This window comes from Kitasatospora sp. GAS1066B, from assembly GCF_041262605.1.
In the GTDB taxonomy this organism is placed as follows: domain Bacteria; phylum Actinomycetota; class Actinomycetes; order Streptomycetales; family Streptomycetaceae; genus Kitasatospora.
This window is the reverse complement of sequence record NZ_JBGCCO010000007.1, coordinates 89748-113354: the sequence shown is the minus strand read 5'-3', so window position 1 is coordinate 113354 and position 23607 is coordinate 89748. Positions and strand designations below refer to the sequence as shown.

The window sequence follows — 23607 nt, the reverse complement described above, 5'->3', positions numbered from 1 at the left end:
CCAAGACCTGGAGAGAACACGACCGTGTACCAGCCCGCCCGCCGTCACCGAGCCGCCGCCCAGCTGCGCACCGTCCGCCGGGAGTGGGGCGCGCTGCTGGTCGCCGTCGAGACCCCGCCGGCCGCCGCGTGGCCGCCCGCGCAGCTGTCCACTCACCTTGCACAGCAACTCGCCGCGGACGTCGACCTGATCGTCGCCGACCGGGCGCCGCTCACCCTGCGCGAGCACCCGGCCCCGCTCAACCTGGCCGCACTCGATGCCGCCGTGCGGGTCGAAACGCTGCTCTTCGACCTGGCCGACACGCTCGCGGCCGGCGTCCAACGCCCGATCGCCCGTCAGCGAATCTCCAGCCCCGGGCGTCCCGCCGTCTGGGCCGACGACCAGGCCGACGCCGGCGACCCGCGCCGCTGGGTCTACCGCAGCCCTACCGATCCGGGCAGCCGCCGCCACGGCCTCCACTTCGCCGCGCTGTGGGTCGAGGGACGTCTCCTCGATGAGGACACCACCCCGGAACCGGCCGTCGACTACACGGTGCAGCCCGCACTGTTCGGCCTGCTGCCCGAACACCTGCAACACGAGGCGATCCGCGTAGCCGGGCAGTGCGAACGCCTCGTGCTGCGAGTCCTCGAACTTGATGCCCGGTCGACGCCGATCGAGGGGCGAGCGTGCCCGTGGTGCGCCGGCGCCGGCCTGGTGCTGCACACCGCGGACGGGCAGGCGCCCCGGGTGACCTGCGCGACCGGACCGGCCTGCCCCGCGCCGCTTCCCCTGGACGAGGAGCAGCGGCGCGTGTGGGGCGCCACCGATCTGGTGTCGCTGATCGCCGCGTTCGAGAAGGCCGTCGACCACCCGGCCGCCGCGTAGTCGTCGCCCAACTCCAGCCGCCCAGAGTGACGTTGACTCTGGGCGGCTTTGTGCATCCCCTTGCCCAGCGCGACTGTAATCATTACAGTAATCATTACTGCAAAGAGTGCAGGGCCGGACGCTACCCGGCACCCACGCCAGCACAGGGAGAGACCCCGATGCGCTACACCACCACCGGCCCCAAGGCCCGCGTCGTGCACCACGAGCACGAGCCCTGGGCCACCGAGTGCGGACGTGACACCACGGACGTTGCCCACGAGATCACGCCCGAGGCGCTCGCCGCGGCCATCGCCGCCGGCACCCTGCGCATGTGCAAGAGCTGCGAGCGCGTTCACGCCGCCCGCAACGCCGCGCCGGCGCCAGCCGCCCCCGTGGTGGTCACGGTCGCCACGAACGCGTTCGAGCAGGCCGCCATGGGGCTGCACGACGCGCGGCCGGCCGGCCGGTACGCGCTCCAGGTCTGCGAGGACCCGCGCGACGTCTGCGAGCGCGACGCCTGCACCGGGCACTCGACCCGGGCGGCCGGCACCCTCGACGAGGTGCGCCAGGCTGCCGGGATGTTCCGTCATGCCTGGGCCGTCGACTCCAACGGCAACCGCATCGCGCTGACCGAGCAGCCTGCACAGGCCGACAGCACGCCCGTTGAGCCGCTGCCGGACGGCCCGATGCGGGTCCACGTCAAGATGGGCTTCGACGCGGCCGACATGGCGCGTCTCAAGGAAACGGCTGCCGCGGACCGGGCCGCCTACCTCGCCGAGTCCGAGGTGCGGCGGGCCTCCGCGCGGGCCAAGTACGGCCCGGCACCGATCGAGGGCAGCATCGTTGCGCACCAAGACGAGGCGTACGGATGCCTGCCCGCCGACACGACCAATCCGGACGTGCACGCGGCGATCGTCGTCCTGGAGCTGTGCGGCTACGAGCCGGCCCGGCTGTACGGCGACGACGCCGAGGAGTGCGCCGACGCCACCGGCTTCTGGGTCGTTCCGCGCGGCGGCGGCCGGGTAGCGATCTACCAACTGGTGAACGGCCAGCGGACCGACACGGACGGAAGCCCGTGGGTGGGAGAACTCGACGAGTACCGGGGTGCGTTCCGCACCGTGGGCTGGCAGGTCGAGCGTGGAAGCGTGACGTGCGTGTTCGTCCACCGACCGCAGGACGCCGAGCCGGCTGACCTGCCCGGAGACCTCGGCTTCCGACGGATTGCCGAGCGGGCCCTGGCCGCCGCGATCCGGGCTGGCAACGTGGCGGAGGTCGAGGGGCTCCTGAACTGCTTCCCCGCTGGCGACCGAGTGCGCCAGCTGCGGGCCGAGATCATCAGGGCTGCTGCCGCGGAGCGCGAGCGGATCGGCCAGAGTAGGCAGTGAGAACGCTGACGCCGGCCGGGCACCCGCCCGGCCGGCAGCCCCGGAAGGACGCCGAACCGATGCCCGAGCCCGAGAAGCCGCTGACCTACGCCGACGCCGTCCGGATCAAGGCCGAGGAACGCCAGCTCGCCCCGCAGCTCGCCCGGATCATCGTTGAGGCGAGGGACGGTGGCACGAAGGCCGCCCAGATCGCGCGCGATCTGCACCTGACCGAAGGGCGCGTGCACCAGATCCTCCGGGCGCACCGCGACCAGTGATCGACGGGCCCGCCAAGGCGACGCTACCGCCCGGCGGGCCCTGGCCCACGGACAGAGAGACCTGTCGGGGCTGCCGCCTACCCTACTGACGGTGGGCTCCGGCTCCGCGCAGTACCGACCCGCAGCACACGAGACCAGGGGGGCCACGTCATGACCGAGCACACCGAGCAGTCCGCCAACGTCGCCGGCGACAGGAAGCGGCCCGCCGGCAGGCCGAGGCTGGTAGCCGAGCTGCCGGAGCACGGCGCAGCCTCCGAGGACTGGGCTGCGAAGGTCACCACGTTGTTCGTGCAGCACGAGACCGAACGGGCCCAGGCGATGCTGCGCGCCGTCAAGGAGGGTGTGGAGGTGGGCCGATACCCCGACTCGTACCTCGACATGGCGATCGTCGAGGCAGACGAGGAGCACGAGCTGCCGATCGAGGACATCGCCGCCGCGCTGGGCCTCTCCGAGGACCATGTGCAGGCCGTGCTCGACCAGGCTGAACAACAGGACGACGAAGACGGTTGCGCCGTAACCGTTTCGTGATCTAAAGTTCGAAGCGCTTCCGGCGTGCCCGGAAGTCCATCAACGCGAGCCCCGCCCACCGGCGGGGCTTTTCGCGTTCCAGAACCGGATCACAGGGGGGTGCATGTACCTCGACCGTCCGACACTGTTCGAGGAGGAACCGCCGCGCACCCCGGGCACGCCGCGTGGCCTCCACCCGTTCAGCGTCCTTCGTAGCGAACTCGGCCCCTGGAGGGACCGGCGTCGCATGTGGCAGGACCTCGGCATAGCCAGCCGCGCCGGCCGAGAGCACGTCACCACCTACAACACCTCCGACCACTTCGGCCGGACCGTCCTGGGCGCGATCAGCGGGGGCCTGTCGACCTTCGACCCGGTCCTCGCCGAACTCTCCTACTCCTGGTACTGCCCGGAAGGCGGGCGCATCCTCGACCCGTTCGCCGGCGGGTCGGTGCGCGGCCTGGTCGCCGCCAACGGCGGTTACCCATACACCGGCATCGACCTGTCGGCCGAGCAGATCGACGCCAACGAGGAGCAGGCCGCGGCGTGGCGCGAGCGCGACATGCTCGCCGCCGAGCCAACCTGGCACCTGGGCGACTCGGCCGACGTCCTACCGACCATGCCCGACGCCGGGTTTGACTACGTGTTCACCTGCCCGCCGTACCACAACCTGGAGAAGTACAGCGATCACCCGGCGGACCTGTCCGCGATGCGGTGGAAGGACTTCGCCCAGGCGTACAGGGAGATCATCGCCGAGTCGATCCGGTGCCTGGCCGACGACAGGTTCGCGACCTGGGTCGTGGGCGAGGTCCGCAACAGCGCCGGCATGATCCGCGGCCTGATCCCGTTGACCATCGACGCCCACGAGCAGGCCGGCGCCCACCTCTACAACGACTCCATCCTCCTCAACACGGTGGGCACCACCGCAGCCCGGCTGCCTCAGCAGTGGCGCGCAAGCCGCAAGGTTGGCCGCATCCACCAGTACGTTCTGACCTTCGTCAAGGGTGACCCGAAGCGCGCGACGGCACGTCTTTCGGATCCGTCCGAAGGCGGCGCCCGGTGAACCGGCGACGCCGCCCGTGCCTGGTCTGCGGCACCCTCACCCGCAACCCCTCTCGGTGCGACACGCACCAGGCTGCATGGCTGGCCGAGCAGGACCAGCGCCGCGGCAGTGCCCACCAGCGCGGCTACGGCGCCGCCTACCGCCGCACGGCCACCGCCGCGGTGGCCGAGCACCGTCGGCAGTACGGCGATTGGTGTCCGGGTTGGCGACGACCAGCCCATGCCGCCACCGATCTGACCGCCGACCACATCGTGCCCAAGGCCGTGGGCGGCGGCGACGAGCCGGCGAACCTCGCAGTCCTGTGCCGCTCGTGCAACAGCAGCAAACGGGACCGCCCACCGGCCGATGGTCACAGAGTGTGACGCATTTGCTGGCGGTAGCCGCATACCGGGGGGTGGGTAGATGTCGCGGTGATGATCATCCAGGGACCCGGCCCCCCGCCCCGAAATCTTTTGTACGGGTTCCGGGCCGTTTTTGAGCCGGGGGCGGGGCCGACCCGTGATCACGGTGAGTAGTTAGAGGCGGTGGTCGCATGCCCGGACCGCTGCCGAAGCCGCCGGAGGAACGGCAGCGTCGCAACGCCCGCGACCTGGGGACGGTGACGCCGCCCAGCGACAGCCCACCGGACGCCCCGGCCGGGCTGGGCGTCGATGCGGTGGCCGCCTGGGTCGCCTACTGGGGTGACGTGGTGGCCGGCGTGGTTCGGCCCGCCGACCGGTCGGTCGCCACCCGTTGGGTGCGCAACGTCGACCGGTACCACCGGGTGCTGGCGTTGGCCGATGCCGAGCCGGTCGTCACCGGCTCCACCGGACAGCCCAAGCCGAACGGCCTCTACGACCTGGCGTTCAAGATCGAGGCGTCTGTGCGGGCCGACGAACAACAGCTCGGCATCGGGCCCCTGAGCAGGCTCCGGCTCGGCGTCAAGATCGCCGAGACCGCGGCGTCGTTGGCAGATCTGACCGCGGATGCGGAAGGGGGCGCCGATGACGACGACCCTCTCGCGTTCCTCACGGGGTGAGGTTCTGCCGTGGCCGGCCGCCGTGCCGAAGCCGCTGTCGGCGCCGGCGCTGACAGCCGCGCGCAGCGACGGGCCGAAGGTGGCGCGGTGGATCGAGCGTCACCTTCGCTACGGCGAGGGCGACAAGTTCGGCCAGCCGGTGCGGTTGGAGCCGTTCCAAAAGATCTTCCTGCACTGGCTCTTCGAGCTGAAGGCGGACGGCACCCGCCGCTACCGCCGGGCGCTGCTCCAGGTCCCCAAGGGCAACGGCAAGACCCCGCTCGCCAGTTGGGTTGCCGCCTACCTCCTGGCCACACAGCGATCGGCGGTCATCCCGGTGGCCGCGGCGTCCTACTCGCAGGCCGAGCTTCTGTTCGGCGACCTGCGGACCGCGGTCGCCGAATCCCCCACGCTCGCCGGACACTTCGACGCCTTCGAGGGTGAGATCCAGGTCAAGGGCGGACCCGGGCGCGCCTACAAGATCGCCGCGGTCGCCGGCACCAACGACGGCCAGAGGCCAAGCGCGTTCTTCGCCGACGAGATCCACGAGTGGACCGGCGGGAAGGCGCGCGTTCACCTGGTCATTGCCAACGGTGCGGCCAAGCGTGCCGGGTCACTGGTGGTCAACTCGACCACGCCCGGGGCTGACCTGGACTCGATGGCCGGACGGCTCCACGAGTACGGCATCAAGGTCAACTCGGGGGAGATCTCAGACCCCGAGATGCTGTTCGTCTGGTGGGGCTGCCCCGAGGACCGCTACGACCTCGACGACCACGAGCAGCTGTGCCAGGCGATCCGCGACGCCAACCCGGCAGCGGACCGGTTCCTATCGGTCGGCGACGTCGCCGCCCGGTTCTACCAGGTGCCGCGGCACGAGTTCGCCCGCTACCACCTGGGCCAGTGGACCACGGTCGCCGAACGCTGGCTACCGGCCGGCGCCTGGGAGGCGTGCGAGCGCCCCGGACCAGTGCCCGACGGCGTCGAGGTCTGCCTCGGCTTCGATGGGAGTTACAACGGCGATGCGACAGCGATCACGGTCGTCTCGTGCCCGACCGATGACGACGAGCTGCCCCACGTGGACGTCGTCCAGGTGTGGGAGCGCCCCGAGGGCGTCGTCGGCGACTGGTCGGTGCCGATCCTCGAAGTCGAGGACGCGATCCGCGCCGCCTGCAAGCGGTGGACGATAAGGGAGATCGTTTGCGACCCCTACCGGTGGGCCCGGACCTACCAGATTCTGGAATCCGAGGGTCTGCCGATCGTGGAGTATCCGCAGTCGCCAGCCCGCATGATCCCGGCCACGCAGCGGTTCTACGAGGCCGTCATCAACGGGCAGTTGAGCCAGGCCGGTGATCCGCGACTGGCCCGACACATGGGCAACGCCGCGGTCAAGACCGACTCGCGCGGCACCCGCCTGACCAAGGAACACCGGCACTCGACGCGCCGGATCGACCTGGCGGTGTCCGCCGTCATGGCGCTCGACCGGGCCATGCAGCCGCCTGAACTTCCCCCGCCACCACCCCAGTTCTTCAGCTGGGCTGACCTGTAGCCGGGGGGTGGACGTGCGCCGCCCCCAGCTCACCCGCCAGCACCTGTCCGACCTGCTCGACGTGGCCGGCCTGGCCGTCCTGGACGCCGCGGCCTGGTCCTGGTGCACCACCGCGGGCCTGGTCGGGCTCGGCGCCGCCCTGCTGGTGGCCGGATGGGCGGTGGACCGGTGAGCCTGCTGCGCCGTGCCGCCCGCGCCCTGCCCGCGCGCCGGTTCTTCGCCCCCTCGGGGGCTGGCGACCCGTGGTCCATCCCCTCGAACGGCACGCTGGCCGCGTACGGCTCGGCCGGAGTGCCGGTCACCGAGGACACCGCGATGCAGCTCCTGGCGGTGTCCGCGTGCGTGCGGATCATCTCCGGGGCGATCGCGAACCTGCCGCTGTACGCCGTGCGCCAGGAAGGCGACATCTACGTCAGGGCCAAGCCCCCGCTGATCGTCGCCGACCCGTTCGGCGGTCAGAACGACATCGCCGGCCTTACCCGCCGCGCGGGGCTTCGCCAGATGATGGTCAGCCTCCTTCTGCGCGGCAACGCGTATGCGATGGTGACTGGTTGGGACGCTCGGATGCGCCCGCAGCGCCTGATGCCGCTGCACCCGGACATGGTCCGGGTCACCCGCGACGGCGGCCGGCGGGTGTACGAGGTCAACCGGCAGCCGGTGATGCCCGGATCCATGCTGCACATCACCGGCATGAGCCTGCCGGGCACCGACACCGGTCTGTCCGTCATCTCGTACGCCCGAAACGCAATCGGGTTGGGGTTGGCGGCCGAAGAATTCGGCAGCCGCTTCTTTGGGACCGGCGCGCACCTTTCCGGCGTGATCGAGGTCCCCGGCGACCTCGACCAGGAACGCGCACGCATGCTGAAGGAAAGCTTCACCGCCAAGCACGGTGGAATCTCCAACTCGCATGCGATTGGTGTGCTTTCGGGAGGTGCAAAATGGGCTCCCATAAGCGTGAGCCCTGAAGATGCGCAATTCCTGGGAACGCGGGCGGCGCAAAATCTCGACATCGCGATGACCTTTGGAGTTCCACCCCACATGTTGGGCCAGGTCGACCGAACTACTAGCTGGGGCACGGGAATTGAACAGCAAAGCCTCGGATTCGTCCGGTACACCCTCGCCGACTGGTTCGGGCCTCTGGAGGACGCCTGGTCGGCGATGCTGCCCGCCCCGCAGCTCGCGCAATTCGACGTTGACTCGTTGCTGCGCACCGACACCGCCGGTCGCTTCGCCGTCTACACGCAGGCTCGGACCGCCGGCCTGATGACCCGCAACGAGATCCGGGCGCGCGAGAACCTGCCGCCGGTGCCGGGCGGGGACGACATCAGCGCGCCCCTCAACTCATCCACCACCACGACCACCAGCGGTGATGCCGACCCGGGCGCGCACTCTGCCAAGGCCGACACCGAGTCAGGACAGGAGCCGTGACCGCCATGGATTTCCGCGCACGAGCCGACCAGCCCGCTCGGGCAGAACGCCGCTCGATGCCGTTTCGCGACGTCGAGTTGCGCGCCAAGCCGAACGGCACCGGCGGCGAAGCGCTGCTCTTCGAGGGATACGCCTGCGTGGTCGAAACGCCCTACGAAATGCAGGACTGGCTAGGCGACTACGACGAGGTAGTCAGGTCCGGGGCATTCCGCCAGACCCTGGCGGACGGTGCCGACGTTCCATTCCTCGTGAATCACGCCGGGTTGACGTTGGCGCGCACCAAGTCGGGCACGCTGCGTCTGTCGGAGGATTCGGTTGGGCTCCATACGTCGGCCGACCTCGACCCGGCTTCCCCGCACGTTCAGGCCCTGCGCTCCGCGATGGGCAGGGGTGACGTGGACGAGATGAGTTTCGCGTTCTGGGTGACCCGGCAAGCGTGGAGCCCCGATTTCACCCAGCGCGACATCCTCGAAGTCACTCTCGACCGCGGCGACGTGTCTGTCGTGAACTACGGCGCGAACCCGAACACCGCCGGTGCCCAGCTCAACTCCCGTGACCTGAACGGGCATTTGGACCGCCTGAGCGAGGCCGAGCGGCGCGAGGTGTGGGAGCGGCTCTCCGCCCAGTTCGCCGCACCCGCCACTCCGGCCGCGGTCGCCGCCGGCGCCGCGTTGGACGTGTTCGCCGCCCGCGCCCGCCTGCTCGACCTGTAGCAGCGCGCTTCCCCTTGCCACCCGGCCGCGATCTCGCCGACCGGGCGCGCCTGCCTGCCCGAAGCCGCAGGCCCACCGATCCCACCACCACCTGAGGAGTGCCCTTGTCAGCGCTGCTGATTCAGAACCTCCTTGAGCGGCGCGGCGTGCTCCGTAGTGAGCTGGACGACGTCCTCAAGGGCCCCACCGACGCCAAGCGAAGCCTCACTCCCGAGGAGGAGACGCGCTTCGCCGAGTACGAGACCGAGATCCGCGAGATCGACGAGCGGGTCAAGACCCTGAACGATCAGGCCCTGCGGGACGCGCAGGCCGACGAGATCGCCCGCAAGTACGTGCCGCGCGCCCACGTCACCAGCGAGCCGGCCGTCTACCGGTCCGGCCCGCGCGGGCGGTCCTTCTTCAAGGATCTGCACATGGCCAGCCGCAAGGGCGACCGCGACGCCGCCGAGCGGCTGGAGCGCAACAACCGGCAGGTGGCCGACGCGCGGTCCAAGGCGAACGCCGGCGCCGAGACGCGCGCGATCTCCACCGGCGCCGGTGGCGGTGGCGAGCTGGTGCCGCCGCTGTGGCTGGAGACCGAGTTCATCAAGTACGTGCGCCCGGGGCGCACCACCGCCAACCTGTGCCGGCAGAACGAGCTTCCGGCCGGCACCGACGTCATCACCCTGCCGAAGATCAACAGCGGTACGGCGGTGGCCCCGCAGGTCAACCAGAACACCGGCGTGATGCAGCAGGACCTGACCACCGCGAGCATCTCCAGCCCGGTGGACACCATCGCCGGCGCGCAGACGATCAGCCTGCAGCTCCTCGAACAGAGCCCCCTGAACATCGACGACGTCGTGTTGCAGGACCTCGCCGAGGACTACGCGATGAAGTACAACCTTCAGGTCCTCTCGGGGACCGGCACCAATGGTCAGGTCACCGGCCTGCTCACGCTGGCCGGCACGACCACCGTGTCGTGGACGTCCGCAACCCCGGCCGTCGCCGGCGCGAACAGCCTGTTCACGAAGATCGCTTCCGCGATTCAGGGGATCCACACCAGCCGGTTCCTGTCCCCGAACGCGATCGTTATGCACCCGCGGCGTTGGTGGTGGATCGTCTCTTCCGTCGACGCCGCCAACCGCCCGCTGGTGGTCCCGCAGGCGATGAACCCGATGAACGCGCTCGCGGTGTTCGACGACAACGTCGCCCAGGGCCTGGCCGGCTCCATCCTGGGCCTTCCCGTCTACGTGGATCCGCTGCTGCCCACCACCCTGGGCGCCGGCAACAACCAGGACGAGGTGATCGTCGCGAAGTTCGACGACCTGTGGTCCTGGGAGGGCAACGTCAAGGCCGAGACCTTCGAGCAGACCTACGCCGGTCAGCTCTCCGTCCTGTGCCGCCTCTACAACTACGCCTCCTTCCAGGCCGGCCGGTACCCGCAGTCCATCGCCACCATCTCCGGCACCGGCCTGGTGGCACCCACCTTCTAACCCCACCCGACGGGCCCGACCGGTACGCCGGCCGGGCCCATCCCCATGCCCTGGAGGCACCGTGAGCAACATCGTGAACTACGCCAAGGGCCTGCTCGCCGAGCTGTCCGGCGCGATCCGCAACGGCGAGAAGACCATCGCCGCCGACATCCGCGCCGAGCTGGCGCGCATCCGTGACGACGTCCACCAGGCCGCCGCCACCGGCGCCGGCGTCGTCCCGGCCAGCGTCAAGCGCCTCTCGGACGCCCGCACCGTCGAGAACACCGCGGCCAGCGACCTGCACGACGTCGGCGCCGCCCTCGACGCCGCGCTCGACACCAGCGAGGCCGCGGCCAAGCCGGCGACCACGCCGAAGCCGACCACCACCAAGTAGGCGCCGTGCCCGGCGAACTCGCCCGCCACCTGCGCCGGGTCCGCTCCCAACAGCGGCCCCGGCGCGCCCGCACCCAGCACCGCGGCCACCTCTCCAGTCCCCGACGCCGCACCCCCGGCCGGTCCCACGCCCACAAGCGCGCCCACCACGCCAAGCACCACCACCGCAAGGGCCCGCGCCTGCACCACGTCAAGCACCGCGCGAAGGGCAAGCACCTCAAGCGCGCCCACCAGCTCAAACGGCTCCACCGCACCCACCTGCAACACCGCCGCGCCGACCGCACCCACCACCACAGCGCCCGCCGCACCCAGCGCCGCCGCCAGCAGGCCGCCCACCGGCGCACCGTCCACCATCACCGCCTGCACGCCGCCCGCGCCCGCAGCACCCGGCGACGCCACGCCACCCACCACCGCGCCCACCGTGCCGGCGCCCACCACCGCACCGCGCACCACCAGCACCGCAGCGGCGCCCACCAGCGCGCCCACCGCCGCTACCGATGAACGAGGGGGGTGAGGTGTTGGCGCCCCTGATCTACTTCACCGGGCAGGACGTCGCGCTTGCGGTCACCGTCACCGACGACACCGGGAACCCCGCCTACGGCTCACCCACCGTCCTGACCGTCACCGCGCCGGACGGTACCGTGACCACGCCGGCGACCGTGTCCACCGGCGTCGGCACCTACACCGCCATCGTGCCGGCCGTCACCCAGGCCGGCGTCTACGTCTACCGGTGGACCGCCACCAACCTCGGCGTTGCCTTCGCCAGCGAGGGACAGTTCCAGGTCCGGCCGGCGTCGATCGAGCAGATCGTCGACCTGCCCAGTGTCCGCGCGCACCTCAACCTCCCGCAGAACAACGGCACTTCGGACGACGAGCTCCAGGGGTTCGTGTTGGCCGCGGGCGAGTTGGCGCGCGACGTGTGCGGCCCGTTCCTACCCGAGACGCACGTGCAGTGGTTCGACGGCGGCGGCCCGACCCTCGCCCTGGACTGGCTCCCGCTGGCCTCCGTCCTGTCGGTCACCGAGTACTACGGCCTGGCCGGATTCCCCATCACCGAACAGCCCCTCGGCTCCCAGACCAACGCCTTCGCTTTCACCGCCGACTACACCACCGGCACCCTGACCCGCCGCACCTTCGGTGGCCAGGGCGCGCTGTGGGCGCTGGGCACGCGCAACATTCGGGTGGCGTACACCGCCGGCCGCGCCGGACAGGTCCCCTACACCGTGCGGCTCGGCGCCCTGGAGCTGATCCGCCACCTGTGGCAGCTCACCCAGCAGGGCGGCCGGCCACGATGGGGCGGCGCGGGAGATGGCGGCGACGTCCACGTTCCGTCCGGCTTCGCGCTGCCCGACCGGGTCATCGAGCTGTGGGCCCCCTACCGCCGGCCCCCGGGCATCGCATGACCACGATCCCCACCAGCAGCATCCCCGCCGCCCGCACCTGGCTCTACGCCCAACTCCTGGCCACCCTCACCCCCGACCCGCTGTCCACCACGTCACAGCTCCTGGTCTGCCTGGACGAACCCGGACCCTTCCAACCCGACGACATCGTGTCCGTCGGCGAGGTCCACCAGACCTACAGCCCCGAATCCGGCGTCGGAAGCGGCGGCCCCGGGTGGCTGCGCGAGGACTACCAACTGCACATCACCGTCGACGTGTTCCGCGGCGGCGACGACCCGGCCGGCGTGTTCGCCCGTGCCCGACTGCTGGCCGACCAGGTCGTCGCCGTGGTGCGCGCCGATCCCAGCCTCGGCGGCGCCGTCGACCGCGCCCGCCCCGCCAGCGCTAGCCACACCGCCGGGTGGGACGACGAACACCGCGGCCGGCACGTGTCCATCGACCTCGTCGTCGACTGCCTCAAGACCCTCTAGGACCCGCCCTTGCCTGCCTACCTCTACACCGGCCCCGACGACGGCCGGTACTACCCCACCCTCGGCCTCACCCCCGAGACCGGCCAGACCTACGACCTGGCCGACGACCCGGGCGACGGCGCGTGGACGCCGGCCCCACCGGCGACCGCCCGCACCGCCAAGACCACCACCGCGCCCCCGCCGCCGGTGCCGAGCGCCGAGGAGGTGAGCGCCGGTGCCTAAGCCGACCCATCTCGCCGCGCTGGGCGTTGCCACCGAGTTGGTGACCGCCGTCGGCACACCGGTCCCGCCCGCCCTGTGGGTGCCGTGGAAGACCTGCACCCCCAAGGACATCGTCAACAACAACGAGGACAAGGGCATCCGGGGCGCCCCGGTCGAGGTCTACGGGATCACCCAGGGACAGAAGGGATCCACACTCGACCTGGGCGGCGACGTCTTCGCCGACAGCATCGGCCACGTCCTGGCCGGCATCCTGGGCGACGTCGTCGTGACCGGCGCCGCCGCCCCCTACTCGACCGCGTTCTCGACGCTGTGCACCGGCGACACCCAGGGCGTCAGCAAGACGTGGACCATCCAAGACCCGAACCTCGGCTGCTGGCAGTACCCCGGGGTGCGCCTGAACGAAGTCGGGTTCAAGTGGAACGCCGACGGCCTGTTCGAATGGACCGCCAAGGGCGACGGGTGGGCGTTCACGACGCTGGCCTCACCGCCCGCGCCGGCACAGGGATCCCTGCGCCCGTTCGCGAACTGGTCGATCATCACCAAGATCGCTGGAGTCCAAGTTGGCGTTCTCGACGGTGAGTTGACCATCAAGCGCAAGGTTGACGTGATCCGGGCCGCGGCCGGCACCCAGAACCCCGTCAGTGTGTGGGGTGGCGACATCTCCGTCGAGGGGAAGCTGACCACGATCATGGAGGACAGCACCCAGCGCGCCGCCTACCAGGCCAGCGCGGTGCAGTCGATCGACGTCTCGTGCACCCAGGGCACCGGTGCCACCGCCAACGGCCTGACGCTGCACTGCTCCCAGGTCTACTACCCCGAGGCGAGCCCGTCGCCGTCCAAGGAGTACTGGGAGCTCCCGATCGGCTTCAAGGCCCTCGCGACCGCGGCCGACGCCGGCGCGTCCGGTGGCTATTCACCCATCAAGGCGACGTTGATCAACGCGCTTCCGAGCGGAACTTACAAGTAGGAGAGCAGAGTTGAAGCGCGTTACTCTCACCACCAGCGCCGGCGCTTGGGTCGACCTGCGGGAGCCGTCGGAGGTTCCCGAGCGGCTGCGGCGCCCGGCTCGGCGCCTGCAACTCACCCTCGCGTCGAATCCCGCGTTCGCCGAGGTGATCAAGCAGGCGGGCAAGGGCAGCGCCCCGCAGTCGGTGGACGACATCGACGAGGACGATGCCCTCGCCATGGCCCAGCAGATGGGCCCGGACGCCTACGACGTCATGGATCAGCTGAACGACTGGGCCGTCGTCGGCCGGGTCATGGGCTGGTCCTTCGAGGGGCCGGTGACCATCGACACCCTGCAAGACCTGCCGGGGGCGACGTACGACGAGCTGCGCGCGCTGTGCGCCGACGGGGCACTCGACAGCGGCCTCGACCTGCGCCCGACCCTGGACGAGACGTCCCCTACCGTGCCCTCTACCGCCTGAGGGTCGCGCTAGAGGGGCGCTTCGAGTACACCGCCGACCAGTTGCCCATGGAGCACTACCGCACATGGCGCCTGTGTCAGGTGGTCGGGCCGCCCGACACCTGGCTCGACCTGCCCGCCGAACAGCTCGACTGGCTGCTCGCCGTCGACGACACGGTCGCCCAGGCCCGGCGCAACCTCCAAGACGAAGGGGGCGGCAGTGGCTGACGACAGCGACATCGGGGGAACGATCGCCGGGGTTCGGGAAGTCGGCGACGCCCTCACCGCGATGGAACGCCGGGTCGATGCCGCCACCATCAAGGCCCTGAAAGCCTCACAGCGGGTCACCCGGACCGCGATCCGGGGCCGGATGCGCGGGCGGCCCCGGTGGGGACACCGCGGCGCTTCCGCCCGCACCGGACCGAACATCACCGTCGACCGCCAGGCGGGCCACATCACCCGATCCGGCGGGCCCGGCAAGCTGTCCGGCGCGCTGCTCGTCTCGATCCGCTCCTCGAAGGCACCGCGGCGCAAGGCCGCGGGTCTGTCCGCGGTCGTGATGAGCGGCGGCGCCTCCGGCCCGCAGAACCTCTACAAGAAGATCGTCGAAGCCCGGTTCCCCTACTTCGCCACCGGCGCCAAGGCGGCCGAAGCCAAGTTGCCCAAGATCTGGGCGGACCTGTGGGCCAAGGCCGTGCACGACCCCGACAGCAGCTAGACCGCGGACGGGGGGTGAGCTGCCTTGGGCGCTCTGCCTCCCGTCTTCATCGAGTTCCTGGGCAAGTCCACCGGCCTGACCGCCACCGCCACCGCCGTCAAGGCGGAGCTTGCCGAGGTCAAAGCGGAGGGCGGCGGCAACCTCGCCGGGCTCGGCGCCGTCGGTACCGCGGCCCTGGCCGGCATCGGCGCCGCGGCGGCCGAGGCCGCCGTGCACACCGTGCACATGGCCGCCGACTTCGACTCGGCGATGACCCGGGTGCGCACCGGCGCCGGCGAATCGGCGGCCAACATGCAGATGGTCGGCTCTGGAGTTCTCCAGATGGCCGGCCAAGTCGGGCAGACCACCGAGCAGTTGACCTCGGGTCTGTACACCGTCGAGTCCGCCTCGTTCCATGGGGCGGACGCGCTGACCGTCCTCAAGGACTCGGCGATGGGTGCCAAGGTCGGCGCCGCCGATTTGTCCACGATGACGGACGCGGTCACGACCGCGTTGAACGCCTACAAACTCGGCGCCGGCGATGCCGCCTCGGTCACGAATTCGCTGATCGCGACGGAGTCCGAGGGAAAGACGAATTTGGAGGCGCTGGCCGGCTCCATGGCCACCGTCCTCCCGGCGGCCAGCGCCGCGCACGTCGGCCTGCAAGAGGTGCTGGGCGCCATGGCGACCATGACGGCGCAGGGAACCCCGGCGGCCGATGCGGCTACCTATCTGCGCCAGACGATCGGACAGCTTTCCAATCCCAGCGGGAAAGCGGCGCAGGAAATGCAGTCGCTTGGACTCAAGGCGATTGACGTTTCCCAGAATCTTGGGAAAAACGGCTTGGCGTCCACGCTGGAAATGCTGACGGATGCTATCCAGTCGAAAATGGGGCCCGCGGGAACGGTCCTCATTCAGCACTTGCAGAAGGCCGCCAGCAACACCAGCGACTACCAAAAGGTTCTGGCCGGACTCCCGCCCGCGCAACAGACGTATATCGGTGCGCTCGCAACAATGGTGGGCGGCACCAAATCCATGCAAGCGGCGCTCGAACTCACGGGCCCGCACCTGGCGGATTTCAAGGCGAACACGCAGGGGATCGCCGATCACGTCAAGGCCGGCGGAAGTTCGATCGAGGGTTGGGCGGACGTACAGAAGACGCTCAATCAGAAACTCGCCGAAGCCAAGGCGACTGCCGAGGCGCTCGGAATTCAGATCGGCCAGAAGCTCATCCCGGTGATTTCCGCCGTGCTTGCCGGCGTGATGGCCACGGTGCAGTGGTTCCAGAAGCACCACGACGCCGCTATCGCGGTCGGCGGCGCGCTCGCCGGCGTGCTGGCGGTCGGGCTCTACATGGCCGCCACCGCGGCGTGGGCCTTCACGGCGGCACTGCTCGCCAACCCCCTGACCTGGATCGTTATCGCGGTGGCCGCCGTCGGGGCCGCGATTGCGCTCCTGGCGACCCACTGGTCGACCGTCTGGGGCAAGATCAAGTCAGTCGCCCAGGACGTGGGCGGCGCCGTGTCGGGAGCCTGGCGTTTCGTCTCAGCAGAAACGATTCTTCTGTGGCGGATGATCGTCGCGCTGGTCGTGGGGGCCTGGCGGTCGGTGGCCGCTTTTTTCTCCTCCGCTTATCATTCCGTTGCTGATCCTGTCGTCAATTCCTGGCGGATGATCGAGCGCACCACGTCCGAGGTTTTCGGGGCGGTCGCCTCTTTTTTTCGCAAATGGTGGCCGCTTCTGCTGCTGATTTTCCTTCCGCCTATCGGGATTCTGCTCGCGATCTGGAATCACTGCCATACGGAAATCCTCGCCGTGGCGTCCGCCGTCTGGGGCGCAGTGTCGGGATTCTTCGTGAAAACCTGGCAGCAGATCTGTTCGGTAGCCGAGTTTGCCTGGCGGGTTTTCAAGCAGGCCGTGATCACGCCCTCGGTTGAACTCTGGCAATGGCTGTCCGGACTCTGGTCCGGCGCGGTCGATTGGCTGTCGGCAAAGTGGCGGTTGATCTGCCTTTCGGCCGAGCTGATCTGGGCGAAAATCAAGTCAGCCATAATCGACCCGGTCCTGAAAATCTATCAGGACGTGACCGGGTTCATGGACAAGACGAACGCGGCAATCGTTAACGCCCTACTCGGCGCCTGGCATTCCGTCGAGCACATCGGAGACGAGTTCCTCGACATCGGAACGCACATCGTCGACGGCATCGTTCACGGCGTCGAGGGCGCCGGCGGGAAACTGCTCAAATCCTTGAAGGATCTCGCCGGGAATGCGCTCAAGTCGGCGAAGAGCTTCCTTGGAATTTCCTCGCCGTCCCGAGTCTTCTCGGAACAGGTCGGCCAGTGGATCCCGCACGGGATCGCGGCCGGCGTCGCCGCGCACGCCCACGTCGCTGCCGGTGCGGTCGCCCAGCTCTCCGCCGGGCTCGCTGCCCAGACCATCACGCCGCAACTATCGCTCGCCGGACCCAACTCAGGCTCTGCAAAAGGCAGTTACGGCGCTGGTGGTGGTCAGGTCGCGGTGACGACGATCGTCCAACTTGACGGTCAGGAACTCTTCCGCGCGGTTCAGCCGCACGCCCTGCGCAACGACCGCAGGAACCCGAGCGCCGGCCTCGTCTACGTGCGGGCCGCCCACTGATGAAAGGAGCACTGCCCCATGGCCGTTGCCGGAATGCTGCCGGGCTGGCCGCGGATCAACCTCGCCATAGCGTTCAACACCGGTGGCACACAGGGAGGTTCGCCGCTCTGGAATGACGTCACGGGCCGGTTGCGGGGCAGTTGGACCGCAACCGGCGCGGGTCGTCAGTACGAACTCGACGCCGTGCAGGCCGGAACCGCCTCCTGGACCCTCGACAACACCGACGGCGCGTTCGACTCGACCAACCCGTCGAGCCCGTTCTACGGCAGCATCCGGCCGTACCGGCTGCTGCGGCTGACCGCGACCTGGCCGCCGTCCGCCAACCAGCTGCCGCAGGATCTCGCGACCGGCGCTGGCACCGGCACGGCGGTTGCCACCGTCGGCACGCTGTCCACCGCGCCGGTTGCGGCGGCGCCCAGCGGCCACACCCAGGCCATCGCCTGGGCCCTGCCGCCCTCGACCGCCGCCGCGGTCGGCCAGGGCCACAACGGCGCCTTCTCCCAGTGCGACCCGACCGCCGTCCCGGTGGCCGGCCAGCCCGGACAGGTGCCGGGACAGCCGTGGTCACTGAGCCTCTACCTGTCGGCCGCGGCCGGCGGGCAGGCGGGCCTCCAGATGTGGGCCCGCATCTCCTGGTACGGGCAGAGCGGCGCCCGTATCGCCACCACCGACGGAACGCCGGTCACCGTGCCGGCACAGCCCGGGTGGGTGCGGGTCCAGTCCAGCGGCACCGCCCCGGTGGGCGCGGTGTGGGCGCGCGCCGAACTGACCACCTCCCAGACCACCACCACGGCAACCGTGCTCTACCTGACCGGCTGGCAGTTCGAGCAGGCCGCGGCGCCGAGCCCCTGGGTGGACCCCGGCACCACGTACCCGCTGTGGGCGGGATACGTCGAGCGGTTCCGCCAGCAGTGGCCCAAGGGGACGGCCTACGGCACGGTGGACGTCGGCGCCGTCGATGCCCTCGCCGGCCTGGCCCGCCTCACCCTGCAACCCAGCCTTCAGCAGACCCTCGCGGCGCTTGGCCCCACCGCCATGTACCCGTTCAACGAGGCGGCCGGCGCCGAGCAGTTCGCCGACGCCACCGGTCGCCGGGCGGCCCGGCTGCCGCTGGTCGGGCCCGCGGGAGCGGGGAGCGCGACGATCACGAGCGGCGCCGCGGTTCAGGGCACTGGCTCTGTCGGAAGCGCCGGCCCGGTCGTCACCATCACCAACCCGGCCGCCGGCCTGACGTCCGGCAGCCAACCCGGCATGTTCATCGGGCCGCCGCCGTCGGGGCCGTTCGGGCCGCCGACCTCCGGGGGCTGGACCCGGGTGGTTTGCTTCCGCACCACCGTCAAGCCTTCGGCCGCGATGGTGCTGTGGTCGAGCATGGGCCCCGGCGCGGGCGTTGGGGGCAGCAGCAGCGGCAGCAAGGCGTACGTCAATCTGTTCATCGACGCCAACGGGCATTTCGCCGGCTCGATCTGCAACGCGGACGGCTCCGCAGCCGCCAGCGTGGGCGTGGCCGACATCTACTGCCCTGACGGCGCCTGGCACATCGCCATCGTGCAGTTGTCGGCCGACGGCACCACGTGGACGGTCGCCTGTGACGATCACGGCTACGAAGCGACCACCACCGGCGACTACCACCCGACCGGATGCGCCTCCGACGCGATCGGCGGCACCGTCCTCGGCTCCAATGCGATTGCCCTGTTCAGCGGCGACGTGGCATACGCCACCGAAGTCCCGTACGAGATCGGCAACGATGCGGCCTACGACATCGGGACGGGTTTCTCTCTCGGCTGGTTGGGCGACACCTCGACCCGGCGCGCGCAGCGGATCCTCACCATGGCCGGATACCCGGGCCAACTCGCCTCCCTCAACACGGTGGAGGTGATGGGTCCGGCCGACCTCGCCAACCAGAACGCCGGCGCTGCCTTGCAGACGGTTGCGGACTCGGAAGCCGGACAGATCTATGCGGATCCGGCCGGCGTCGTGACGCTGGCCGGCCGACGCTGGCGCTACCTCCAGTCATCCCCGGCGATCGTCCTCGGCGAGAACACGGCCGCAGGTGAGGTTCCCTACCTCGGCGACGTGGCCGTCGACCTCGACCCGGATCACATCTACAACACCGTCCAGGTGACCAACCAGGGCCCGCCCAACGGCGCGCAGCAGCCCGACACCTTCGCCTCGAACCCCGTCAGCGCCGCGGAGTACTTCCCGTCGAGCCTGGCCCGCACGATCAACGTCAAGGATCCGGGCGAACCCTTCTACGCCGCGGCCTACCTGGCCGGGCAGTACGCGGAACCGCAGCCGCGCGTCTCGCGCGTCACGGTCGACCCCAGCGCCAATCCGTCGCTGTGGCCGGCCGTGCTCGGCCTGGCCTTCGGCACCCGGGCCCGGCTCAACCGGCGCCCGAACGCCTCACCCAACACGGTCCGGCTCGACACCTACGTCGAGCAGATCGAGTGGCGCGGCGACGACCAGGGGCAGCTACAGGTGTCGTTGCAGCAGTCGGCCGCCGCCCCGTACAGCGGGTGGCTGATCGCCGCCGCCCTGCACACCACCCTCGCCGCCCCAGCCACCGCCGGCGCCGCCACCATCACGCTCGCGGCCCTGACCGGCTCGGCCACCAACCCCGCCGCCGCGGTCCTGCCCGGCGGCACCGCGCTGACCGTGGGATACGCCACCCCACTGGCCGAGACGGTCACCGTCGCCCCCGCCGGCGTCGCAACCACCAGCCCCGGCTACACCAGCGTCGTCGTGACCCTGACCGCCCCACTGGCCAACGCCCACCCGCCCGGCGCAGTCGTCTGCCAGCCCCTACCGGCCGCGGTCACCCTCCCCGCCAGCACCACCTACCCGGCGGGCCTCGACGCCGCCGCGACCCTCACCGCAACCGGCGGCCCCCGCGCCGCCTACTAGCCCTTGGAGGCCACTTGTCCGGGCTCCCCGTGCCCGTCCCCTACTCCTGGAGCGTCGCCGACACCTTCACCGCCGCCATCGGCAACGGCATCCGCGACGCCCTCAACTTCCTACTCAACCCGCCCATCTTCGTCGGCATCCAGGCGACAACCCAGTCGATGCCCAATCAGAACTGGGTCACAATCACCTTCGACAGCACGGTCGTTGACACCTACGGCGGCCACAGCAACAGCGTCAACAACACCAGGTACACGGCGCCGCTACCCGGCTGGTACACCGTGTGCGGCGTTTTCGCGACCAGCAGCAACCCAACCAGTATCCGCGCCGCCCGAATCCTGCTGAACGGCACAGCCGTACCCGGCCACGAGAACTACGCCGTCGCCCTCAACGGGTTCGAGACGTCCTCGGTCACACCCACCCGGGACATCTACCTCAACGCCGGCGACTACGTCGAACTGTCCGGCTGGCAGGGCTGCGGCAGCGCGCTCGGAACGAACATCGGCGACATCCGCTCCGCCCTCTACTGCCGGTACTCGCACGTCTGATCGGGGGATCCATGACGCCCACTCCTGACCCGCTCGGCCTGGCCGCCGGCCCCGGCTGCTGGCTCACCGGCTGCGCAACCACACCCGCCGTGCAGTGGCGCCGCCGCCACGCCATCGGCGCCGACGACATCGAGGCCGTGTTCGCCTGCCCAGCGCACGCCCTCACCCTCGACGGCGCCGCCCACATCCACCAACCCCAGTGCACCGTGGACCCCACCCGGCTGCCCGCATGCGGCTGCACACCCGAACCGCTTCCCGCACCCGTCCAGGTCACGGCCGGCCCCACACCCGCGGCCACCACCGCCCCCGGCTGGGCCACCCCGCCGCCGACCACCTGACCGCACCCCACTACCGCCCCCGCGCCGCCCGCCGGCCGGGGGCTTTCCCATGCCCGGAGACCCCTTGACCACCCACCCGCGCCACACCATCGCCGCCCACAACCAGACCACCACACACCGGTACACCGTCCACTTCCCGGACCACGAGCCGCGCGAATCCGACCCGCATTACGCCGCGTTCAACGCCTTCCGCCGCCACCACCGCGACGGCGCGCGGTGCTACGTCGGCGAACGCGCCGGCGCCGACCTGTGCACGCCCGAACTTGAGCTGCATCACGCCGTCTTGGAGTTCGCCGCGGCCAACGCCGCCGACGCCGCCGCGCTGCACGTCGACTTCCCCGAGATCCCCCAGGACGCGACCGCCGAGGACGTCGCCCGGTGGCTGGAGAGTTCCCCCGGTGAGTTCCGGTGGCTCTGCTCCTACCACCACAGGGGCCACGGCGGCGCCCACACCGCCAGCCACGCCGACTGGACCGCACAGCTCTACGTCCCCGGCCTGATCACATGAGCCGGATCAACGACCTGGTCGCCGCCCGCGCCACCCGGGCGTTCGGCAGCATGCCCGCCACCTACGCACTCGCCGGCTACTGCCTGCTCCCCCTCGCCGTCCCCGGCGCCCGCGATCAGCTCCTCTACTGGTCCAACGCGGTCCAACTCGTCGCGCTGCCACTGCTCATGGTCGGCCAAGCCGTGCTGAGCCGCGCCGCCGAAGCGCGCGCCACCGAGACGCACGACGCCGTGATCGCCGAACTCGCACTGCTGCGTGCCCACTTCACCACGCCGGCCGCCGCCACCAGCGCCGCCGCGCCCGCCCCGCCGACCCCGAAGGACTCCGCCATGCCCAGCCGCCCCACCGACGCCAACCTCGACCAGGCCCAGCAGGCCGCCCTGATCACCGAGACCCACAACGGCCCCACCGAGGCGAACGAGGAACAGCTCCTCGCCGCCCGCTTCGGCGCCCCCGACTCCCGCGGCGTCTACGGCGCCCCCACCACCGAAGGGACCACCCAGGCATGAGCACCGAAACCATGATCGCCGCCGCCGAGAGCACCCTCGGCATGGCCGGCCGCCCGAACACCATCACCCGCGACTACGCCTCCCGCGACGGCCAGGAGTACGCCACCGCGGCGTGGTGCGACGAAGGCGTGACCTACTGGGCGCGCCAGAGCGGCGAGTACCAGGCCGTCTGCTTCGGCACCGACTACGCGTACACCCCCAGCCACGCCCAGCGGTTCGCCGACGCCGGCCAGTGGCACGCCGGCGCCGGCGGGATCCAGCGCGGCGACGTCGTGTTCTTCTCCTGGAGCGGCGGCACCACCATCGACACCATCGAACACGTCGGCCTGGTCACCGAGGCCGACGGCGCCACCGTCTACACCGTCGAGGCCAACACGGGCGACATCGTGGCCCGCCGGGTCCGCACCGCCGGCGTGATCGTCGGTTACGGCCGCCCCCAGTACACCAGCGCCACCCCGGCCGCGCCCGCCCCGGCGCCGTCCACCCCGTCCAGCGGCCCGGCATGGCCCGGCGAGTACCTGCGCCAGCAGACACCGATGATCCACGACAACACCGCGCGGACCTGGCAGCAGCGCATGCACGACCGCGGCTGGAACATCACCGTCGACGGCTGGTACGGCCCCGCCTCCGCCGCCATCTGCCGTCAGTTCCAGGCCGATTCCAGCGCGCACGGCTGGCCGCTCACCGCCGACGGCATCGTCGGCCCCGCCACCTGGGCCGCCACCTGGAACCGACCGATCAGCTAACCCACCCACAGACCGGAGACCCCACCATGACCGACGCCACCCGGCGCACCGCCCGCACCGCCGTGCAGACCCTGCTCGGCCTGCTCGCCGCCCTACCCCTGCTCGTCTCCACCAGCGGCCTCCCCGCCACCCTGCCCGGCCTCGGCGTGGCCGTGACCGTCGCCGCCGCGGTGACCCGCCTCATGGCCCTACCCGTGGTCGAGAACCTGCTCCCCGCGTGGCTGCGCACCCCCGCGCCGGCCCCGACCAGCACGGAGGTACCGACCGCGTGACCGCCGCGACGGCCGCCGACACCGGCCAGCTCGACGCCCTCGCGCTCTGGTGTGGCGCGGTCGTCGCCGTCGCCGGCGCAGCTGGCATCCTCTGGCGCGTCACCAGCGCCCTGCACCACCTGGTGCGCCACGTCGAGGACGCCGTCGCCGACTGGGCCGGCACCGACGACCAGCCCGGCGTCATGGCCCGACTCGGCCAGATCGAGCACCGCATCGGCGCCATCGAGCACGAGCTGCACCCCAACTCGGGCAGCTCCCTACGCGACGCCGTCGACCGCGTCGACCAGCGCACCGCCCGCCACCTCGACACCCCTTAGACAGCACTGCGCCCCCGTACCGGCTCCGTGCCGGTACGGGGGCGCTTTCGTCGT

At 70.7% G+C, this 23607-nt stretch carries 30 protein-coding genes; all 30 read left to right on the top strand.

Annotation, left to right across the window (positions count from 1 at the left end):
- Positions 1-24 precede the first annotated feature (24 nt).
- The 30 genes from ABH937_RS09865 (at position 25) to ABH937_RS09720 (ending at position 23553) form a co-directional block, all read left to right on the top strand.
- Entirely contained in the window at positions 25-864 is an 840-nt protein-coding gene (locus ABH937_RS09865; RefSeq protein WP_370217933.1) for a hypothetical protein, read from the top strand.
- Between the two features lie 158 nt (positions 865-1022).
- Positions 1023-2228: a hypothetical protein gene (locus ABH937_RS09860; protein ID WP_370217932.1), complete on the top strand. Its 1206-nt coding sequence runs from the start codon at positions 1023-1025 to the stop codon at positions 2226-2228.
- A gap of 59 nt (positions 2229-2287) precedes the next feature.
- Positions 2288-2485, top strand: coding sequence for a hypothetical protein (locus ABH937_RS09855; protein ID WP_370217931.1), 198 nt, complete (start codon positions 2288-2290; stop codon positions 2483-2485).
- Between the two features lie 150 nt (positions 2486-2635).
- The gene (locus tag ABH937_RS09850) at positions 2636-3013 is read left to right on the top strand and encodes a hypothetical protein (RefSeq protein WP_370217930.1); all 378 of its coding nucleotides are present in this window, start codon (positions 2636-2638) and stop codon (positions 3011-3013) included.
- A 103-nt stretch (positions 3014-3116) separates the two neighbouring features.
- Complete coding sequence (locus tag ABH937_RS09845) at positions 3117-4052, top strand: class I SAM-dependent methyltransferase (protein WP_370217928.1); 936 nt, start codon at positions 3117-3119, stop codon at positions 4050-4052.
- On the top strand, positions 4049-4414 hold the full coding sequence (locus ABH937_RS09840; protein WP_370217927.1) for an HNH endonuclease: 366 nt from the start codon (positions 4049-4051) through the stop codon (positions 4412-4414). The genes ABH937_RS09845 and ABH937_RS09840 overlap by 4 nt, the downstream gene beginning before the upstream one ends.
- 170 nt (positions 4415-4584) lie before the next feature.
- Positions 4585-5070 (top strand): hypothetical protein, encoded by a 486-nt coding sequence (locus tag ABH937_RS09835; RefSeq protein WP_370217926.1) that lies wholly within the window; start codon positions 4585-4587, stop codon positions 5068-5070.
- Positions 5036-6595: a terminase TerL endonuclease subunit gene (locus ABH937_RS09830; protein ID WP_370217924.1), complete on the top strand. Its 1560-nt coding sequence runs from the start codon at positions 5036-5038 to the stop codon at positions 6593-6595. Before ABH937_RS09835 ends, ABH937_RS09830 begins: the two co-directional genes overlap by 35 nt.
- A 13-nt stretch (positions 6596-6608) precedes the next feature.
- Positions 6609-6767, top strand: coding sequence for a hypothetical protein (locus ABH937_RS09825; RefSeq protein WP_370217922.1), 159 nt, complete (start codon positions 6609-6611; stop codon positions 6765-6767).
- On the top strand, positions 6764-8023 hold the full coding sequence (locus tag ABH937_RS09820) for a phage portal protein (RefSeq protein WP_370217921.1): 1260 nt from the start codon (positions 6764-6766) through the stop codon (positions 8021-8023). The genes ABH937_RS09825 and ABH937_RS09820 overlap by 4 nt, the downstream gene beginning before the upstream one ends.
- A gap of 5 nt (positions 8024-8028) precedes the next feature.
- The gene (locus ABH937_RS09815; protein ID WP_370218016.1) at positions 8029-8736 is read left to right on the top strand and encodes an HK97 family phage prohead protease; all 708 of its coding nucleotides are present in this window, start codon (positions 8029-8031) and stop codon (positions 8734-8736) included.
- 104 nt (positions 8737-8840) lie between these two features.
- Positions 8841-10208, top strand: coding sequence for a phage major capsid protein (locus tag ABH937_RS09810; RefSeq protein WP_370217920.1), 1368 nt, complete (start codon positions 8841-8843; stop codon positions 10206-10208).
- A gap of 61 nt (positions 10209-10269) precedes the next feature.
- Positions 10270-10581, top strand: coding sequence for a hypothetical protein (locus ABH937_RS09805; RefSeq protein ID WP_370217918.1), 312 nt, complete (start codon positions 10270-10272; stop codon positions 10579-10581).
- A gap of 5 nt (positions 10582-10586) precedes the next feature.
- Positions 10587-11081, top strand: coding sequence for a hypothetical protein (locus tag ABH937_RS09800; RefSeq protein ID WP_370217916.1), 495 nt, complete (start codon positions 10587-10589; stop codon positions 11079-11081).
- A gap of 14 nt (positions 11082-11095) precedes the next feature.
- The gene (locus tag ABH937_RS09795) at positions 11096-11983 is read left to right on the top strand and encodes a hypothetical protein (protein WP_370217915.1); all 888 of its coding nucleotides are present in this window, start codon (positions 11096-11098) and stop codon (positions 11981-11983) included.
- A complete protein-coding gene (locus ABH937_RS09790) occupies positions 11980-12450 on the top strand; it encodes a hypothetical protein (RefSeq protein WP_370217914.1) in 471 nt (156 codons plus the stop codon). The genes ABH937_RS09795 and ABH937_RS09790 overlap by 4 nt, the downstream gene beginning before the upstream one ends.
- Before the next feature lie 9 nt (positions 12451-12459).
- Positions 12460-12672, top strand: a complete 213-nt coding sequence (locus ABH937_RS09785) for a hypothetical protein (RefSeq protein WP_370217913.1) — start codon at positions 12460-12462, stop codon at positions 12670-12672.
- Entirely contained in the window at positions 12665-13639 is a 975-nt protein-coding gene (locus ABH937_RS09780; RefSeq protein ID WP_370217911.1) for a phage tail tube protein, read from the top strand. Before ABH937_RS09785 ends, ABH937_RS09780 begins: the two co-directional genes overlap by 8 nt.
- Positions 13640-13649: 10 nt before the next feature.
- The gene (locus ABH937_RS09775; RefSeq protein WP_370217909.1) at positions 13650-14099 is read left to right on the top strand and encodes a hypothetical protein; all 450 of its coding nucleotides are present in this window, start codon (positions 13650-13652) and stop codon (positions 14097-14099) included.
- Positions 14100-14146: 47 nt separating this feature from the next.
- On the top strand, positions 14147-14305 hold the full coding sequence (locus tag ABH937_RS09770; protein ID WP_370217908.1) for a hypothetical protein: 159 nt from the start codon (positions 14147-14149) through the stop codon (positions 14303-14305).
- A complete protein-coding gene (locus tag ABH937_RS09765) occupies positions 14298-14795 on the top strand; it encodes a hypothetical protein (protein ID WP_370217906.1) in 498 nt (165 codons plus the stop codon). Before ABH937_RS09770 ends, ABH937_RS09765 begins: the two co-directional genes overlap by 8 nt.
- A gap of 24 nt (positions 14796-14819) precedes the next feature.
- A complete protein-coding gene (locus tag ABH937_RS09760) occupies positions 14820-17411 on the top strand; it encodes a phage tail tape measure protein (RefSeq protein ID WP_370217905.1) in 2592 nt (863 codons plus the stop codon).
- Positions 17412-17429: 18 nt separating this feature from the next.
- On the top strand, positions 17430-20318 hold the full coding sequence (locus tag ABH937_RS09755) for a hypothetical protein (RefSeq protein WP_370217904.1): 2889 nt from the start codon (positions 17430-17432) through the stop codon (positions 20316-20318).
- Positions 20319-20332: 14 nt separating this feature from the next.
- The gene (locus ABH937_RS09750) at positions 20333-20863 is read left to right on the top strand and encodes a hypothetical protein (RefSeq protein ID WP_370217903.1); all 531 of its coding nucleotides are present in this window, start codon (positions 20333-20335) and stop codon (positions 20861-20863) included.
- Between the two features lie 11 nt (positions 20864-20874).
- Positions 20875-21201, top strand: a complete 327-nt coding sequence (locus tag ABH937_RS09745) for a hypothetical protein (protein ID WP_370217902.1) — start codon at positions 20875-20877, stop codon at positions 21199-21201.
- 64 nt (positions 21202-21265) lie between these two features.
- Positions 21266-21709, top strand: a complete 444-nt coding sequence (locus ABH937_RS09740; RefSeq protein ID WP_370217901.1) for a hypothetical protein — start codon at positions 21266-21268, stop codon at positions 21707-21709.
- Positions 21706-22218 (top strand): hypothetical protein, encoded by a 513-nt coding sequence (locus ABH937_RS09735; RefSeq protein ID WP_370217899.1) that lies wholly within the window; start codon positions 21706-21708, stop codon positions 22216-22218. Before ABH937_RS09740 ends, ABH937_RS09735 begins: the two co-directional genes overlap by 4 nt.
- Positions 22215-22964: a CHAP domain-containing protein gene (locus ABH937_RS09730; RefSeq protein ID WP_370217898.1), complete on the top strand. Its 750-nt coding sequence runs from the start codon at positions 22215-22217 to the stop codon at positions 22962-22964. Before ABH937_RS09735 ends, ABH937_RS09730 begins: the two co-directional genes overlap by 4 nt.
- Before the next feature lie 26 nt (positions 22965-22990).
- Positions 22991-23236: a hypothetical protein gene (locus ABH937_RS09725; RefSeq protein WP_370217897.1), complete on the top strand. Its 246-nt coding sequence runs from the start codon at positions 22991-22993 to the stop codon at positions 23234-23236.
- Positions 23233-23553 carry a hypothetical protein gene (locus ABH937_RS09720; protein ID WP_370217896.1) on the top strand — a complete coding sequence of 107 codons (321 nt, stop codon included), beginning with the start codon at positions 23233-23235 and terminating at the stop codon, positions 23551-23553. Before ABH937_RS09725 ends, ABH937_RS09720 begins: the two co-directional genes overlap by 4 nt.
- The last annotated feature ends 54 nt before the right edge of the window (positions 23554-23607 follow it).